The following is an 18,554-nucleotide window of genomic DNA, read 5'->3' on the forward strand; positions in this document are numbered from 1 at the left end:
ATAAGGCATTTTGCAACTTGATCGCTACAGCGCAATACGCGCGTCAGTAGCGTAGCGCTCACCCTGAACGAGCCGTACGAATCTGTACGTAATTCCTGTTTCATGCGTGCGGCAGTAAGCTGGTTATCCGTTAAGCAGGGATAAGGCCTCATAAATGGCTGATACGTAGAGACTGTCTCAAAAAGGTGAGATGATTTAGGCAATTTTTTAGCTAACGTCCACGCTGAACGGCTCAACAGACGTTACTTTTACAAAGCCGACCCACTTTTTTTGTAACAGAAAATGGCCCAGTCTACCACCGCCCAAAGCCGCCAGAATACCCGCCGTTCCGACAGTACTGAAGGTCCACGCCGCGGCGCATCAAAACGCGATAAAGGGACCGACGACGTACCCGGTCGCAACTGGACGTTACCTTTCGAGCGGGTCCGGGCCGACGGCCGTACTAATCTGGCCGTTGGGGTGTTACTCATGCTGCTAAGCGTTGGGTTACTGGTAGCTTTTGTCTCCTATCTGTTCAGTGGCCCCGCCGACCAAAGCCTGATCGGCTCTGACGAATCGGTAAAGGAGGCTGGCAAAGATGTACAAAACTGGGTTGGGCTATTAGGCGCTCATGTGGCGCATGTCTTCATGTTTCGCTGGTTCGGGCTGGGCGCCCTGGGCATTCCGGTAGTTGTTTTTCTGTCAGGCTTCAAACTCACGTCGGGTAGGGAACCTCTATCGCTAGCGCGTACTACACAGGCCGTTCTATTTCTGGCTGTATGGTTAAGCCTGGTGCTTGGGTACGTTGTTATGGCTACAGATACAGTCAGTACAGGTAGTGTCTGGTGCGGTGGTCTGGGGTACGAATTAAACCGGCTTCTCTACGGACTGCTCGGCTTCGGCAGCATTGTTCTGATCGGCTTCCTGGGATTTGTGTTCGCGCTGTTCTTCTTTAATATCACTAGCCTTTCGTTTTTCAACAATGTGCCAGCGGCTGAAGTAGCTAATGAAACCGTCGTTCCTAAAGCGCCTGTTTCAGCCGAATATGGCCACGAGTCAGATGGGTATGACGTACCCGTACAGGAAATGTATACGCCAGAGGCAAGCCAGGAGGCAAGTTTCGACGAGCCTGCGCCTTATGTACCCCAGCCTGCTTTTACACCAGCTCCCCTGACTGCAGAGCTGGATATCGTTGTTCCCAGACCCGCATCAAAACAAAGCCCGCCGGCCGATCTTGTCTTAACCGTTGCAGAAGGTATTGCGCTGGCCGAAGCAGAACTAGCTGAAGCTCCCCCGGTAGTCACGCCCCCCTTCGAGCCTGATATGTTTGTGGAAGGTGATCTGGTAGCACAGCATGGCTTATACGACCCTACCCTCGACCTACCTCATTACCAGTATCCTACGGTTGATTTACTAACTAACTACCCCGAGAACAGTAAAGCTCAGGTGTCGGCCGATGAACTGGAAGCCAATAAAGATCGGATCGTTGACACGCTGGCGAAGTTTAACATTGGCATTCAGCGTATTCATGCCACAATTGGACCGACAGTAACCCTATACGAAATTGTGCCTGCTGATGGAGTGCGTATTTCTAAAATCAAGAGTCTTGAAGATGATATTGCGCTGAATCTGGCCGCGCTCGGTATCCGAATCATTGCCCCAATGCCTGGTAAGGGGACGATCGGCATCGAGGTGCCTAACAAAAACCGCGAGATGGTGTCGATGCGGTCGATGATGGTGTCGGAAAAATTTCAGAAAGCCAATATGGATCTTCCGGTCGTATTGGGTAAAACCATTTCAAACGAAATTCTGGTGGTTGACCTGGCCAAGATGCCTCACCTGCTTATGGCCGGAGCCACAGGACAGGGGAAATCAGTGGGCCTTAACGTGCTATTGACCAGCCTGTTATACAAGAAGCATCCAGCTCAGCTAAAATTTGTTCTGGTTGACCCTAAAAAGGTAGAATTAACGCTGTTCAACAAAATTGAGCGGCACTTCCTGGCGAAATTACCCGATGCCGAAGAAGCGATCATTACCGATACCAAGAAGGTAGTCAACACGCTCAATTCGCTGTGTATCGAGATGGATAACCGGTACGACTTGCTGAAAGATGCTGAAGTACGGAATATCAAAGAGTACAACGCCAAATTTACCAACCGCCGGTTGAATCCTGAAAAAGGCCACCGGTACCTGCCCTATATTGTATTGATTATTGACGAGCTGGCCGATTTGATGATGACGGCTGGCAAGGAAGTAGAACAGCCTATTGCCCGGTTGGCGCAGCTGGCCCGGGCCATAGGTATTCACCTGGTGGTAGCTACGCAGCGACCATCCGTAAACGTTATTACGGGCCTCATCAAGGCCAACTTCCCGGCTCGATTATCGTTTAAAGTAACGTCTAAAATTGACTCGCGCACGATTCTCGACGCGGGCGGCGCCGAACAACTGGTAGGTATGGGAGACATGTTACTCTCATCAAACTCCGACATTATTCGAATTCAATGTCCGTTTGTCGATACGAACGAGATTGAGGAGATCTGTGGATTCGTTGGCGGGCAACGCGGTTACGACGATGCTTATCCGCTACCTGAATTCTATGGTGAAGATGCTGGCGGGTCAACCGAGGATAAGGATGTCGACCTATCAAACCGCGACGCCATGTTTGAAGAGGCGGCGCGGCTCATTGTCACCCATCAGCAGGGAAGCACATCACTGATTCAGCGCCGACTTAAACTGGGTTATAATCGCGCTGGCCGACTTATCGACCAGTTAGAAAAGGCAGGTATTGTTGGGCCATTTGAAGGTAGCAAAGCCCGTGACGTACTAATTCACGACATGACCCACCTTGAAGAGCTATTGAAACACCTGGGCTAGCAGCGATCAACTCTTTGCTCCCTTGTTAAATGGGCAGGTATTAATGTCCAGGTTCGCAGGCGGACTTCCCTTCGGCAATTAGTAGAGCCAACTGGTCGATAGAGGCTGGTTTGACCATGAAGGCACAAGCCCCCATCGCTTCGCTTCGCGTTTGATCGTCAATGTTGCTAGATGTACTCAGAATCGCCACCGGTACTTTTTTCCACTGAGAATGCCGCTTCAGGATCGTGAGCGTTTCGTAACCAGTGAGACGAGGCATGTTCAAATCCAGGATAATGAGGTCTGGTAACGGTCTGTCGGGATGAGTGGCGAAATAATCGATCAATGCCTGACCATCTTCAAAACTTGTCAGTAACCACTCCGGGAAATGCGCAGTAAACGTTAGGCGAGCCAGGTAAACGTCATCATCATCATCATCGACCAGAAAGATAGCTGGCTGTTTCATGTTTAAACTATTTCAGGTTGTTACGGTAGATATAATACTGCTAATATACACACCATTTTATTCCAAATAGGGAGGATTATCGGGTAACCCTATTTCAACTGGTGCTCCTGGCAATCAGCGTGCCCTTTTAAACTTTTCAGTAGGTTCAAACGTCTAACCAATATTAGAAGCTGATCATTTTTTTGACTTCTCACCTAACCAGATGAAATTGACTTCCCCACGAATGAAACGAATCCTATACATTGGCCTCTTTATAGCTGGCTCAAGTGGTTCTCTACTGGCGCAGAAAGATAAACGCGCCGAAACGATACTTGACGCTATGAGTGGTAAGTACAAAGCACTCAACAGCTATCAGGCCGCATTTAGTTATGCTACCGACCGTGAAACGTACAAAGGAGATATTGCCGTAAAGGGTAAAATGTTCCGTCTTAAAACTGCTGGTCAGGAAGTATTCACTGACGGCAAAGTGATGTCGACTTACGTCAAGGAATCGAACGAAGTAAATATCCAGGATTACGACGCTTCTGCAACCGGCGATTTCAACCCAACTAAAGTATATACGATGTACAAAAAGGGGTTCAATTATGCCTACCTCCGCGAACAGAAGGTAGCAGGGCGTACTCTTGACGTTATCGAGTTGAAACCAGAGAAAAAGAATACGCAGATCGCCAACGTACAAATTAGCGTTGACCGAGCTGACAAATCGGTACGTACCTGGCAGACGACCGATAAGAACGGTAAACGTACTGTGTATACCATCAGTAAGTTCACACCGAACCCAAACCTCGCTGACAGCTATTTTGTGTTCGACAAAGCGAAGTACCCGGGTGTTGAGGTAGTAGACCTGCGCTAAAAGGTGTTTAGACAATTTAGAACAAAAAAGCCCCTGCTACACAGCAGGGGCTTTTTTGTTCGTATGACTTAAATGGCCAAGCTATCTCCACCTATCCTTTCTAAAACGCCCATTTCAATCGAATAGCTATATTTCGACCCAGGTCGTTGGCATAATACCGGAATCGATTCAGATAGTCCCGGTACTGCACATCAAACAGATTCGTTGCTGTCAGACTGATTTCCATGTGTTGTTTCTCAGAGAACTGTAGGGTGCCGCCCACAGATGCTGTCCACAGGCTATAGGCAGGGGGAGGTACAACGAAATCACTGTTGGCAGGTACCCTGTTTTGACGGGCAACCAATAGGTTACCAACACTGATATAGGGTTCCCGCCAGCGGCCGGCTCTGTCTGCACGTAACAGAGAATATCGCAGGTTATTATCCCACCTGTTGGGCGGAATCATCACGATCGGCTGGTTGGTACGAACGTCCTGAACGTAAAGATAAGCAGGCTTAGTGGTCCAGTTCCAGCGCGTGTCTAATTTCACGTCTACAGTAGCGTCGATACCCATGTAAACGGCATCAGTCTGGGTATATTTAAAATAAGGAAATGCGCCACGAACGGTCAGTATAGGCTCAGGTTGCGGGCGCAGATACATGTAGTTTACAATGTAATTATATGAAAGCCCCACTTCCGCTTGCACCCGGTTACTTCGCCATTCCGTTGTGGCGTTCAGGCTACTATTGGTCTCAGGACGCAGTCGGGCGTCGCCCTGCTCGTAGGCCGCTGCACCATGATGAACCCCATCACTGAAGAGTTCGCTGATGTTGGGCGGTCGCCACGCTGTGCCCACATTTAGACGCGTAATCCAGTGATCGTTGTGGTAGTGCGTAACGCCCAACGTACCCGAGGGACTGGTATACACAAAAACCGGATCATCATAGATTCGATTGACGTACCTGAAAATTTGAAGCCGCCGCCAATCCATCCGTACCCCAAGCTCATACTCCCACGAACCATAACGCTTTTTGCCGATCCAGAACGTACCCAACGTTGCCAATTGAAAGTTAGGGATCAGCGGTCGTCCCGCCATAATATTGTACTGATACTGACCACTTACGCCCATTGTGCTGCTCCGGCCGTTGCGCGTTTGTCCTTCCCGAATCAGATCAGCGGAGTAACTCGTCAGCTGGAACCGGAGTTCGGGTCGATTCAATGAAGCTAATGAATCATTACGCGGCACATGCAGATCATACTCGCTTCGATCGTCTGTTTGGCGAGCCATAGTCAGGGTCCAATTTGTACCGGAAGCCGTTGTGTATGCCGTGCGCCACTTCAGCAGGTCATGCGTAATGTTCTGATTTGGGCGGCCAATGCCGTAACTGAAGCCTGTTTTTATCAACGGTTCTCCGCTGATTAGCACCTGCTGCAGATCAGTCAAACTACCGATATGCGATCCCGAGAAAATACCGATCTGTGAGGTAAACCGGCTATAGAAAAGCTCTGACTGCCACTGATTGGCCCGATACGCTATGGCAGTTGAACCATTCCGTTCACGCACACCTGTATTGGCCAAATAATAGGTTGGCGTCTTCAGGTTCCCCCCTTCTTTAGCAGTTCCCTGTATGCGCCACCCAAAGCGAGACACGCCATTGGTCAACGAGCGACCAAAACTTCCTTCTGCCTGCGCAGAAAGTACACCTTGCTGGCCGTTGGAAAAACCGGCTACATTCAGTTGACCATGCACTCCACCCGATGTTGGCAACAGAGCAGGTTCAACCAGAATAACGCCCCCAATAGCATCTGAGCCATATCGAACGCCCGCTGCGCCTTTTATCACGGATAACCGGCTGGCTACAAACGGATCAATTTCAGGTCCGTGTTCAGAACCCCACTGCTGTCCCTCTTGCCGAATACCATTATTCAATATCAGTACACGACTGCTGTGCATGCCATGAATCACTGGCTTCACAACCGACGAACCGGTTTGCAGTGTGGTAACGCCAGCTAAGTTTCGGAGTGCATCACCCAGTGTAAGGCCGCGGGTCTGTTCCAGCGCGCGCCCCTGCAAGGCTACAACAGCCTGACTGGACAGCGCGTCTGTTTTCTGCGCCGTTACTGTTACATTCTGTAAATGCAGCACTTCCTCAGACAACAATACATCCTGCTGAACTTCGCCGGGCTGATGCTTGAGTTGAAGTTGTTGTTGAATTTCCCGGTAGCCTACAATGCGGGCTATCAACGTATATGAGCCCTCACATAACCGGTCAATCCGATAGTGTCCCTGGTTGTCTGTCGCGGTACCCTGCCCTGTTTCTTTAACTACCAGTGTTGCTCCCGGTATGGGTTGTCGCGTCTCCCGATCCAGTACCTGGCCTTTAACAAAGCAATTACAAGCCTCCTGGCCCAACATGGGGAACGGATTACCCAGCCCTAGCAGGAGCAGGCAGTATAACAGGCTACCAGAGGGAGTAAACGATAAACGAACTAGTCGACAGGCCATTCCAATTAAGTTTCGCAACAAAGTTGCAACAAATTGGTAACGCTATTTTGAGCCAAGAGGCATGATTTTAAGGATTTTTTTTGTAGAGACATTTTTTTGTTTAACCTTTGACCTACAATTGTTGAACAAAGTAAACAAGGGGGATTCCACAATGTGGGGAAATATTTACCCATTGCTGTTAAGAATACCGCATTGAATACTAATTGGCACAGAAACAACCAACCATTTAATTAGCTCACTATCAATTGATTGATCTCATTTAGTAGGGAATAAACCAGTACGCTTAAAACTTGGTCAGGAATTTGTCTAAGTGTCATCAAGATTGATTCAACAAAACTTTTCGTACTCATGACTGCGCTCGAATTCACATATCACATTGGCAAAGTTTCAAAATCACTGCGCCCGTTCGCGCTCCGTTTGACGAAAGACTCGGAAGACGCCAATGACCTATTGCAGGACACACTGCTGAAAGCCTACACCAATCGCGATAAGTACACTGACGGTACTAACCTGAAAGCGTGGTTATACACGATCATGAAAAATACATTTATTACCAATTATCAGCGTATGGTTCGTAAGAACACGTTTATCGATACGACCGATAATTTGCACTACATAAATTCAACCGACAGCAGCACCGATAACTTAGCGTACTCATCGTTCGCTCAGGAAGATATTGCTCGGGCAGTAAACAACCTTGATGACACGTACCGGACTCCATTCATGATGCACTTCCGGGGTTTCAAATACCACGAAATTGCCGCCAAACTGGATATCCCCATTGGTACGGTTAAAAACCGGATTCACATCGCCCGCAAAGAGCTGAAAAGCAAACTGCACGTATATGCTCACTTCGCCTCATAAGGTGTCGTAGTTCATTTCATCACAGGAAAATTTGTTTAACTTTTCCTGAACAAACAAATTGATTGAGTAGTTTTTGGTTAAAAAGAGGAAGGTTCTGAAAAGTTAGGTGCTTTGCATCTAACTTTTTTTGTGCTTATTGACGTGACGTTTTCTAGCCCGGACGGCCCGCCCCAGCAGACCTCGTAGATAGGAAACTTGTAACCCGATACTGTTTTTATGCCCCAACGTGTACTTGTCATTGGCGCCGGCTTTTCCGGTTTGTCAGTGGCTACCAGTCTGGCCCAAAAAGGCTATGATGTAACAATTGTTGAAAAAAATGAGATGGCCGGTGGCCGCGCCCGCGTTTTTCAGGCCAATGGCTTCACCTTCGATATGGGACCCAGTTGGTACTGGATGCCCGATGTGTTTGAGACTTATTTCGGCCGATTTGGCAAGAAACCGGCCGATTACTACGACCTGGTGCGGCTAGACCCTTCCTATAAAGTGGTGTTTGGCCCTACCGACGCCGTTGATCTACCCGCCAACATAACTGAACTCACAGCCCTCTTCAACAGCATTGAACCTGGCAGCGGTGCGCAGTTGACTGAGTTCCTGCGGCAGGCTGCGTATAAATACGATGTGGGTATCAATAAGTTTGTTTGGAAGCCAAGCCGGTCAATTACCGAGTTCATGAGCGTAAAACTCCTTTACGACGTTACCCGCCTTGATGTTTTTCAGTCGTTTGCCAGCCACGCCCGAAAGTTCTTCACCAATCCGAAGCTGCTACAACTGATCGAATTCCCGATTTTATTTCTGGGTGCTACGCCACAAAATACACCGGCGATGTACAGCCTGATGAATTATGCAGAGATGGCCCTGGGTACGTGGTATCCAATGGGTGGCATGCACAAGATTATCGAAGGCATGGTAGCGCTGGCAGAAGAACAAGGCGTAAAAATTCTGCTGAACCAAACGGTTGAGCATATCGAAACTACTCAGAACAAAGCAAAACGGGTACGTACTGATAAGGGCGTATTTGAAGCCGACGTTATAGTGGGCAGCGCTGATTATAACCACATTGAAACGGCGCTCGTTGATCCGGCCAAACGCAACTATGACGATAGTTACTGGGCCAAGCGCGTTATGGCCCCTTCTTCCCTCCTGTTCTACCTGGGCGTCAGCAAACGGATTCCGAAGCTGGAACACCACAATTTATTTTTCGACGAAGATTTTGGGCTGCACGCCCAGGAAATTTATGAAACGCCGAAGTGGCCGAGCAAACCACTTTTTTACGCGTCAGCTCCGTCAAAAACTGACCCAAGTGTAGCGCCTGAGGGCTCAGAAAACCTGTTTTTACTAATTCCTGTCGCTCCTGACCTGGTCGACGATGAAGCCACACGTGAGCATTATTACCACCTAATTATGGATCGATTAGAGGCTTACGTTGGGGAATCTGTCCGCGATTTCGTAGTTTACAAACGAAGTTACGCGCACAGCGATTTCAAGAACGATTACAACGCCTTTCGGGGTAACGCGTACGGCTTGGCTAACACCCTCATGCAAACAGCCTTCCTGAAGCCGTCGCTTAAAAACAAAAAAGTGAGTAATCTGTTCTACACTGGACAGCTAACGGTTCCGGGGCCGGGGGTCCCGCCCTCGCTGATTTCTGGTTTAGTTGTAGCCGATGAAGTTGCCAAAGAATACCCGGTGGCCTAACCGCTTCCCTTTCCTAACCCAGACAGTATCTAAACCCTTTTGGTTATGATGTCCCTTTTCAACCAGACTGCGCTGGAGTGCAGTAAGCTCATCACCGAGCGTTACAGCACCTCGTTCACGCTGGGAATTAAAACGCTCGACAAGAAATATCACCTCCCGATATACGCTATTTACGGCTTCGTGCGCTATGCCGACGAGATTGTTGACACCTTCCACGATTACGATAAGCAGCGATTACTCGATCGATTCCGCGCCGATACGTACCTGGCCATCGAAGAAGGCATCAGCCTGAATCCAGTGCTCCATTCATTTCAGATCGTAGTACGTCAGTATAATATTGAACGCGACCTGATTGACGCCTTCCTGCGCAGCATGGAAATGGACCTGCATCAACACGATTATGACGCAGCGGGTTACTCCGACTATATCTACGGTTCGGCTGAAGTGGTGGGGCTGATGTGCCTGCGCGTTTTCTGCGAAGGTGACTGTGATGAATTTGACCGCCTCCGCGAGCCGGCCCGCAAACTTGGCTCCGCCTTTCAGAAAGTGAATTTCCTGCGCGATATCAAGAGTGACTATCAGGAACGTGGACGTACCTACTTCCCCGGCGTAGATTTCACCGATTTTTCGCGCGATGCCAAACAACTGATCGAAGACGACATTCAGCGCGACTTCGACGAGGCTTACCAGGGTATTCTCAACCTGCCGAAAGGTGCCCGCATGGGCGTACATCTAGCCTATATTTATTACCTGAAGCTGTTCTGCAAAATCAAAGATATGCCGGCCTCCCGCATTCAGGAAGAGCGAATTCGAGTACCTGATCCACAAAAGCTGGTGCTGCTGGCTAAAACCATGGTCCAGTATCGATTTAATTTACTGTAACAAAAGGCCCTACTCGACTTCGCGAGTAGGGCCTTTTTTAACTTAGGGGCTACATCGATAGCAACACGTTGACTGACAAGAGGCTATGATTGCGTACGGCACGAAGATGACCACGCTACGGTAGATGTAAAGTGAGTATCCGCTACGCCCGTTTATGTAAATGATGCTACTTTAGCTATGCAGATAACGTACCTACCGACGAACGATTTGACGCGACGGGTACGTTAGACTGTTAAATACGCATACACTTCCAACCGCGCTGGTCTCGCTGGTGCTTAACTGGTCAACGCTGCTCATGAGCGACGCTATTAAACACGAATGTGGCATTGTACTGCTACGCCTTCGTAAGCCCTATCAGTATTATATCGACAAATACGGGACTCCCCTTTACGCCGCCAACAAGCTGTTTTTGCTGATGGAAAAGCAGGTGAACCGGGGTCAGGATGGGGCTGGGGTAGCCAACATTAAGCTCGATGTGCCGCCCGGTCATCGTTACATCAGCCGGTATCGGTCGGTCGAGCAGCAACCGGTTGCCGACGTCTTTGGCAAGATTAATAAGAAATTTGCCAAGGCCCTCAAGAAGAATAAAGACAAAGCCCGCGACGCCGCCTGGCTCCAGGAGAACGTAGCCTTTACCGGCGAAGTCTGGATGGGCCACCTGCGCTACGGCACCCACGGCAGCAACGACATCGAAAACTGTCACCCCATGCTCCGCCAAAGCAACTGGCGCAGCCGAAACTTGGTTATGGCGGGTAATTTCAACATGACCAATGTCGATCAGCTCTTCAACAAGCTGGTATCACTGGGGCAACACCCCAAAGACTTTGTCGATACGGTGACGGTCATGGAAAAGATCGGCCACTTCCTCGACGAAGAAAACCAGCGCGTATTCGACCGGTTCAAGGGTATTTACGAAAACCCCGACCTGTCAGACATCATCGAAGATAACCTCGACCTGCAACGCGTACTCTACCGCTCGTGCCGCGACTTCGACGGGGGCTATGCCATGGTAGGCATGACGGGCTACGGCGCCTCCTTCGTGGCCCGCGACCCAGCCGGAATTCGTCCGGCTTATTACTACGCCGATGATGAAGTAGTAGTAGTGGCCTCAGAGAAGCCGGCTATCAAAACGGCCTTCAATGTCGAGTACAGCCAGATTCAGGAGGTGCAGCCGGGCCACGCCCTGATTATTGATAAATACGGCGAATACGGCGAGTATGAGTTCATCCAGCCCATCGAAAAACGGTCGTGCAGCTTTGAACGCATCTATTTCTCCCGCGCCACCGACCCGGATATTTACAACGAGCGTAAAAAGTTGGGCCGCTTACTAGTGCCGCAGATTCTGGAGGAAGTCAATTACGACCTGGAGAACACAGTTTTCAGCTACATTCCGAACACCGCCGAAACAGCCTTTTTCGGCATGGTTGAAGGACTGGAAGACTATCTGGCCAAACAGCGCAAGAAAGCCATTATGGAGGGTATCCTCTTCGAGCAGGATCTCGACAAGGTACTTTCTTTCCGGCCCCGCATTGAAAAACTGGTGTCAAAAGATGTGAAGCTTCGCACCTTCATTACCGATGACGCCCACCGCGATGAGATGGTGGCCAACGTATACGATACAACGTACGAGGTGATTCGGAAAGGCATCGATACTATCGTTGTCGTAGACGACTCCATCGTTCGGGGTACTACTCTGGAGAAAAGTATTCTACGGATGCTTGATCGGTTAGGGCCTAAGAAAATCGTAATCGTCTCGTCGGCTCCGCAAATTCGCTTCCCCGATTGCTATGGCATCGATATGTCGAAGGTGAAAGATTTTGTTGCGTTCCGGGCGGTATTGCAATTGCTCAACGAGCGTGGCATGAACCACATCGCCGACGAAGTGTACGCGCAGGCAGTAGCGGCTATTGAGTCGGGTAATGCCACAAACGTCAACTACGTGAAAGCCCTCTTCGCGCCATTTACGCATGACGAAATTTCGCGCAAGGTAGCCGACATCATCACACCACGCCGCAACGATACCGTTGACCTTAACGCTGAAGTAGCCGTGATTTATCAAACCGTGGAAAATCTGCACATTGCCTGCCCTAACCATTCGGGCGATTGGTACTTTACAGGCAATTACCCAACTCCAGGCGGCAATAAAGTTGTCAATAAAGCTTTTGTCAACTTCATGGAAGGCAAGGTAGTGCGCGCTTATTAACGTACCTGAACTATATGGAAAAGGGTTGCCTCCCAGACGAGGCAACCCTTTTTTATGGGAATATAGTGGCCGTTTCATCCGATTATCTCCATTCGTGCACTGATAGCATACGCTCAATAAGAAAAGTACAGTTGGCAGTCATCGTATGTGTAGCTTAATGCACACCAAGGATAGCAAACTAAATCCTTGATGATCAAGGCTATATAAACACAGGTGAGCTATGAAACGTCGACATTTTCTGGAAGTATCCCTTGCCATTACCCCATTGGTTGGTACTGCTCATCAACAACCCATTGCTGACCATGACCAAAAAGGGTTCAAAGTGAAAGCGGGCGAAGGTAGGTACCACGGCCATATTCAACTGAAAGGCGTCAACGCCAATATTCAGGACGTTAAAATTTCGGGCAAAGACACTAATGGTGGTCTGGCAATATTTGAACAGACAAGCCTATCCCCTAAACGGGGTACGCCCCTCCACATTCATCCCCTACAGGATGAAATATTTCAGGTTCTGGACGGCGAGTACTTATTTCAGGTGGGTCAGGATAAATACCAGCTTACAACTGGCGATAGCATTTTTCTACCTCGGAATATAGCCCACGCTTGGACACAGATAAGCCCAAAAGGCCGCATGACTGTGATTGTGCAACCCGCTGGCAAACTCGAAGAGTTTTTTGTGCTGATGTCTAAGCTCGACAAAGAGCCAACAGAAGCTGAAATGGTCAGGCACTTTGCCGACCATGAAATGAAGATAGTGGGGCCGCCCCTAAAAGTCGATTAACTACTTTATTGACGCAGAGTTGACCTTCCTCTCTTACCAAACCACTCAGTAGAATAAATACTTAAGTAGCACGCTTTCGCCTGAATCAAAGTAATATTGCTTCCATTAGTATAGAGCGAAAATTTGCTTTAGCTACTATACACGCTTACACTTCATACCTGTGTGATGTTTAAAAATGAAGCGCAGCTTTGGAAAGCGTTCCAACAGGGCGATATCGAGGCTTTTGAAGAAATTTACGAGATGCACTCGGCCACGCTGATTGCCTATGGTAAGCGGCTATGCGCGGATCACCATCTGGTGAAAGATCTTGTTCAGGATATTTTTGTCGACATCTGGACCCGCCGAAAAACGTTGCGCGACCTGCACACGATCAGGTATTACCTGTTTAAAATCATGCGGAACAGGTTATCTAAAGTGCACCAAAAAACCGCCCATTTAGTCAGTGAAGGCGATGTTCACGAATTTGAAGACGAACTCACACCTTCGATAGAATGGCTGATTACGCAACAGGAAACCAGCACAATCCAATTAGACCATCTGCAACGCGCCATAACTCAATTGCCCGATCGCCAGCGCGAAGCAGTCATGCTGGCGTTCTACCACGATTTTAGCAACGACGAGATTGCAGGCATCATGAGCATCAACCATCAATCGGTTATCAACCACCTGAATCGAGCATTAACTACGCTTAGAGCGTCTTTTCTGAAAGCACCTTTCATCCTGTTTTTAGCGTCTCTTTTCTGATAATCAATATTTTACATAGTATTAACGTTGAGTTCTTAAATTTTCTTCAAAAGAGGAGAGTTAAAAGCAGCCTTCTTGGTCTATTGTAGGTAGACGAGCTGCGATTATGGATTACACCTACTTTACGATTGAGGACTTTGTGGCCGACGATTATTTTCGGCAATGGGTTAAACATCCCGACAAAACCTCATCGCTCTTCTGGCAGACCTATCTGGCAAAATATCCGGAACAAGCAGAAACGATTCGGCTAGCTGCCGAAACCGTAAATAACTTGTCGGACGCCACCGCCGCCTTGTCGACTCCAGCAACGGCCCACGAAAAAGCCGCTATCTGGACCTCCATCAAGACGCATGTGCTGACGGCGAATGACCAGCAGGCCGCTCCCTTTTTAACTCGTCAGCTCACTACAAACTGGCGCTGGCTAGCAGTTGCAGCCTCTGTGGTCATCGTATTGGGCCTGGGCTGGTGGGCGCAACGTACCTACCCTACTGCCAATCCGGTAACACCAGGGCAAGTTGAGGTGATTCAACCGCTGTCTGCGTATGTCGAACAGCATAATTCAACCGATACCCCTCAAGTAGTTACCTTATCTGACGGCACGTCGATTATCCTTCGGAAGGGGAGCCAGATCCGGTACCCACAACAGTTTACTGGCGGCAAGCGGGTTGTATACCTGGCGGGGGAAGCCTTCTTTGAAGTAGCCAAAGACGCCAAACGGCCATTTTTTGTGTACACAAACAAGTTGGTCACTAAAGTCCTTGGTACCAGCTTCACTATAAAGGCGTATGGATCGGATAAAGACGTAACCGTTACGGTTCGGACAGGTCGGGTAGCCGTATTCACTCAGTCGGACGAAGAAAAAGTACAGAAAATCAATTCGCCTACCCTGGATGGCGTGGTACTCACCAAGAACCAGCAGCTCGTTTTCAGTAAGGAACAGATGCGGATGACGCCGCCAAAGCAGCTACCATCGGCCGTGGCTCAACGCCTGTTTACTATTGCTCCTGCCAGCTTTCAGTTCGACGCCAGGCCGGTGAGCGAGGTATTTTCGCTGCTCGAACGCGTGTACGGAATCAATGTGATTTACGATAAAGCAACGCTGGGTACGTGCCGACTTACTGCCGACTTAACCGATGAACCACTGGCCGACAAGCTATTGATCATCTGCAAAAGCATTGAAGCAACCTATACGATCACCGACAGACAGGTTACCATTTCAGGAGCTGGCTGCGGGTCGTGATCGAGTTGTTTCGACCAGTCTTACCCATTCCTTAATTAATAGCATATGCACCTAAAGAACCAGTAAAAAAAGAATCAGCAATGTTGGCCCATTGCTGATTCCGGTACTTTCCCTAGTTGCGAAACGAACATCCATTTTCATGGATGCAGGGAAGATTTTGTCCTTATTTTCTTAACAAAACCCTCGTCAAATTTATGAATAACTACTTATTTACCAAGGATATTGGTAGGAGAGTCATGAGGTTAACCTTACTTCAACTACTGCTAGCCGTCATTTTTGGCAACGTTTCTCTAGCTACAGACGGCAGCGCACAGGATGTGCTTAGCCGCCGGATCACCATACAGGTATCAAACCGAAACGTAAGCAGTGTACTGGCCCGTATCGAAAAACTCGCCGACGTTAAGTTTTCGTACAGCCCAGACCTGATTCAGGCCGACAAGCGTATTTCTATGTCAACCGTCAACGAACCACTCAGCCAGGTGCTTGAGTCGTTGCTCGGGCCTTTGCAGGTAAAATACGAGATGGTGGGTAGCCGCCTCATTCTCACACGGAGCAAGCTGGCGACAAAACCAGCTACATCTGCCCTGACCACAGAAGCAGAACAAGCACCGCCAATCACCATTCGGGGTCGCGTCTTAGACGAGTTAGGTAAAACCGTTCCAGGGGTTACCATTTTGCTGAAAGGAACATCGAGCACAGGTACCGTTACCGACGCTGATGGCGCTTACACGCTGAACGTACCTGACGGAACGGGCACACTGGTGGTATCGTCGATTGGATTTACTACGCAGGAGGTAGCCATCGACAACCGCAGCACGATCGACGTCACGCTTCGCACCGATGTTAAATCATTGAGCGAAGTAGTGGTAGTTGGTTACGGTACGCAACGCCGGGCCGAAGTAACTTCAGCCGTATCAACGGTGAAAGTCGAAGATTTTAACCAGGGTGGTGTACGCAGCCCGCTCGACCTTATTCAGGGCAAAGTAGCCGGTCTGACCATTACCCGTACCCAGGGCAACAACCCCAACGCCGGGGCGTCAATTCAGTTGCGCGGTCTCGTATCGGTAAACGGGAGCCAGTCACCTCTGATCGTCATCGACGGTATTCCAGGTGGTAACCTGGACCTACTTCAGCAGGATGACATCGCCTCATTCGACGTGCTGAAAGATGGATCGGCAGCGGCTATCTATGGCACACGGGCCAACGCCGGGGTTATTCTGATCACCACCAAAAAAGGGCAATCAGGACCGCCTCGCTTCGATTATTCGACTTACGTGCAGCATGAAGTTGTCAACCGGCGTCCGCGCTTCCTGACGGCCGATGAGTGGCGGGCCTACAAAGCTGATCCAACTAACGTAAAAGCGGCTCAAATGGCCGACTTGGGTGCGTCAACAGATTGGTATAGCCAGTTGATCAACAAAGGGAACCTGAGCCAGTACCATAACATGGCGCTGTCGGGCGGAACCGCGGCCAGCAACTATCGGGCGTCGGTGTATTTCAATGGGGCTGACCCCATTACGCTCCAGAACGACCGGAAACAGTATGGCGGTCGCCTGAGCATGTTTCAGCGTGGGTTGAATGACCGGCTGTCGGCGCAGATCAACCTGGCAACCAACCTGAGCAAAGGCAACCTGCTTGGCGGTCAGGGCGGCGACTTTGAGAACGCGCTGGGTCGTAACCCGACACAACCCGTGTACAATCCAAACGGGACGTTCTACGAAGAAGGCTCAACGACCAACCCCATTGGCCGACTGACGCTGGAACGCAATCGACGCGATCAGTTGACGACGTCGGCCGATGCCCGCGTCACGCTGGAGCCCACTGATGGACTGCGGCTTTCGGCATTCGGCTCATATGTTCGTGATAGCTGGAACGACAACGAATACCGCCGTACCGATTCGCGTTTCTCGCAGATTGGTACCCTGAACGGTACGTCTGTTAATGGCACCGGTTACGCTTACAAGCGTAATTATATCACCAACAACTATGCCTTTGAACCAACGGCCGAATACAGCCGGAACATCGCCGACGATCACACGGTACGGGCGCTGGTAGGCTATAGCTATCAGTATGGCACGGCAGAAGATTTCTCGGCAGGTAACAGCGGTTTCCTCAACAACATTTTTCAGGAAAATAACCTGGGCGCGGGTAACTTCCTACAGCTAGGCAAATCGTCGCTCTACAGTTTCAAGGAAGACAATACGCTGATCGCCTTCTTTGGCCGCCTGAACTACTCATACAAAGACAAGTACATTGCCCAGTTCATTCTGCGGCGCGAAGGATCGAGCCGCTTCGGTGCCAACAACAAGTTTGGTAACTTCCCGGCGGCGTCGGTAGGCTGGACAATCAGTCAGGAATCGTTCATGCGTGACGTCCGGTTTGTCAACAACTTGAAACTGCGGGCCGGCTACGGGGTCACGGGCAACCAGGGCATTCCGAACTACCAGTCGCTGGTACGGCTCAGCACGGGTAACCAGTACCTCAACGATGATGGCATCTGGCGGCAAACTTATGGCCCCAGCAACAACCCAAACCCCAACCTGCGCTGGGAACGGAAAGCCGAGTTCAACGTGGGGCTGGATTTTGGCCTCTTTGGAAACCGGCTCACGGGCACGCTTGACGTATACCGCCGCCGTACCACCGACCTGCTGGGGAGCTTTAATACGCAGTTGCCTCCCTACATCCAGTCGACGCTGTACACCAACGTAGGTACTATCGATAACAATGGGGTTGAACTTTCATTGAGCGGCACGGTGATGAAGAAAGACAACTTTAGCTGGAGCATGGACCTGATCGCCAGCACGCAGTCGAACAAACTGGCGTCCTTCTCGAACGATGTCTTCAAAGTAACCTTCCTGACCTTCGGTGACATTGGCGGTTTCGGTGCCCTCGGGCCAGCCATCCGGACAATTGAAGGTGGATCTCTGGGTAGCTTCTACGGCAAACGTTTTGCCGGCTTCACACCCGAAGGTAGATGGTTGTTCTACAAAGCTACCGGCGAGGCTGTTACAGCTGATAAAATTGTTCCGAACGACGACTACACCTACATCGGCAATGGTATTCCGAAATACTACGCCTCATGGACAAACCGCTTTCAGTATAAGAACCTGGACCTGACACTCTTCTTCCGGGGTAAGTTCAAGTACGACATTTTGAACCTGCAGCAGGTATTCTTCGGCAATAAAGTGTACTTGCCCAACAACGTATTGCAGGATGCGATCACGCGCAACAGCCAGATCAACGACGCCCTGCAATATTCAGATTATTACCTCGAGCGGGGTGATTTTGTGAAGCTCGACAACGTGACGCTGGGCTACAATTTCAAGTTCAAAACGAAAGCCGTTCGTAACCTGCGCCTGTATGTGACAGGCCGCAACCTGGTAACAATCACTGGTTACCGGGGTGTTGACCCAGAAGTCAATGATGTAGGCCTGGCACCTGGCATCGACGGTCGGGGCTTCTACCCACGTACCCAGTCATACACAGCAGGTCTTCAAATTGGCTTTTAA

Annotated in this window: 12 protein-coding genes; 10 read left to right on the forward strand and 2 right to left on the reverse strand. The window is 49.8% G+C overall.

Annotated features, from left to right (window positions below; genetic code table 11):
• The first annotated feature begins 282 nt into the window (after positions 1-282).
• Complete coding sequence (locus F7231_RS20950) at positions 283-2,853, forward strand: FtsK/SpoIIIE family DNA translocase (RefSeq protein WP_166693411.1); 2,571 nt, start codon at positions 283-285, stop codon at positions 2,851-2,853.
• Positions 2,854-2,893: 40 nt separating this feature from the next.
• Here the strand turns inward: F7231_RS20950 and F7231_RS20955 are convergent, their stop codons facing one another.
• Positions 2,894-3,298, reverse strand: a complete 405-nt coding sequence (locus F7231_RS20955) for a response regulator (RefSeq protein WP_085412867.1) — start codon at positions 3,296-3,298, stop codon at positions 2,894-2,896.
• A 223-nt stretch (positions 3,299-3,521) separates the two neighbouring features.
• Between F7231_RS20955 and lolA1 the strand changes: the two genes are divergently transcribed.
• The gene (gene lolA1, locus F7231_RS20960) at positions 3,522-4,151 is read left to right on the forward strand and encodes an outer membrane lipoprotein periplasmic chaperone LolA1 (RefSeq protein WP_085412866.1); all 630 of its coding nucleotides are present in this window, start codon (positions 3,522-3,524) and stop codon (positions 4,149-4,151) included.
• Positions 4,152-4,251: 100 nt separating this feature from the next.
• Here lolA1 and F7231_RS20965 read toward each other — a convergent pair whose 3' ends face one another.
• Complete coding sequence (locus F7231_RS20965; protein ID WP_166693412.1) at positions 4,252-6,636, reverse strand: TonB-dependent receptor; 2,385 nt, start codon at positions 6,634-6,636, stop codon at positions 4,252-4,254.
• 348 nt (positions 6,637-6,984) lie between these two features.
• Here F7231_RS20965 and F7231_RS20970 point away from each other — a divergent pair, with 348 nt between their 5' ends.
• The 8 genes from F7231_RS20970 to F7231_RS21005 all read left to right on the forward strand — a co-directional run bounded on the left by F7231_RS20970 (position 6,985) and on the right by F7231_RS21005 (position 18,554).
• On the forward strand, positions 6,985-7,500 hold the full coding sequence (locus F7231_RS20970) for an RNA polymerase sigma factor (RefSeq protein ID WP_085412864.1): 516 nt from the start codon (positions 6,985-6,987) through the stop codon (positions 7,498-7,500).
• Positions 7,501-7,716: 216 nt separating this feature from the next.
• On the forward strand, positions 7,717-9,195 hold the full coding sequence (crtID, locus tag F7231_RS20975) for a bifunctional phytoene desaturase/3,4-desaturase (RefSeq protein ID WP_166693413.1): 1,479 nt from the start codon (positions 7,717-7,719) through the stop codon (positions 9,193-9,195).
• A gap of 45 nt (positions 9,196-9,240) precedes the next feature.
• Positions 9,241-10,077 carry a phytoene/squalene synthase family protein gene (locus tag F7231_RS20980; RefSeq protein ID WP_166693414.1) on the forward strand — a complete coding sequence of 279 codons (837 nt, stop codon included), beginning with the start codon at positions 9,241-9,243 and terminating at the stop codon, positions 10,075-10,077.
• Positions 10,078-10,372: 295 nt separating this feature from the next.
• Positions 10,373-12,280, forward strand: coding sequence for an amidophosphoribosyltransferase (locus F7231_RS20985; RefSeq protein WP_166693415.1), 1,908 nt, complete (start codon positions 10,373-10,375; stop codon positions 12,278-12,280).
• A 220-nt stretch (positions 12,281-12,500) separates the two neighbouring features.
• Positions 12,501-13,061: a cupin domain-containing protein gene (locus tag F7231_RS20990; protein ID WP_085412860.1), complete on the forward strand. Its 561-nt coding sequence runs from the start codon at positions 12,501-12,503 to the stop codon at positions 13,059-13,061.
• Between the two features lie 165 nt (positions 13,062-13,226).
• The gene (locus F7231_RS20995; protein WP_229370205.1) at positions 13,227-13,805 is read left to right on the forward strand and encodes an RNA polymerase sigma factor; all 579 of its coding nucleotides are present in this window, start codon (positions 13,227-13,229) and stop codon (positions 13,803-13,805) included.
• Positions 13,806-13,911: 106 nt separating this feature from the next.
• A complete protein-coding gene (locus F7231_RS21000) occupies positions 13,912-15,045 on the forward strand; it encodes a FecR family protein (RefSeq protein WP_166693417.1) in 1,134 nt (377 codons plus the stop codon).
• 236 nt (positions 15,046-15,281) lie between these two features.
• On the forward strand, positions 15,282-18,554 hold the full coding sequence (locus F7231_RS21005) for a SusC/RagA family TonB-linked outer membrane protein (protein WP_229364872.1): 3,273 nt from the start codon (positions 15,282-15,284) through the stop codon (positions 18,552-18,554).

The sequence above is a fragment of the Fibrivirga algicola genome, assembly GCF_011742925.1.
Classification (GTDB): domain Bacteria; phylum Bacteroidota; class Bacteroidia; order Cytophagales; family Spirosomataceae; genus Fibrella; species Fibrella algicola.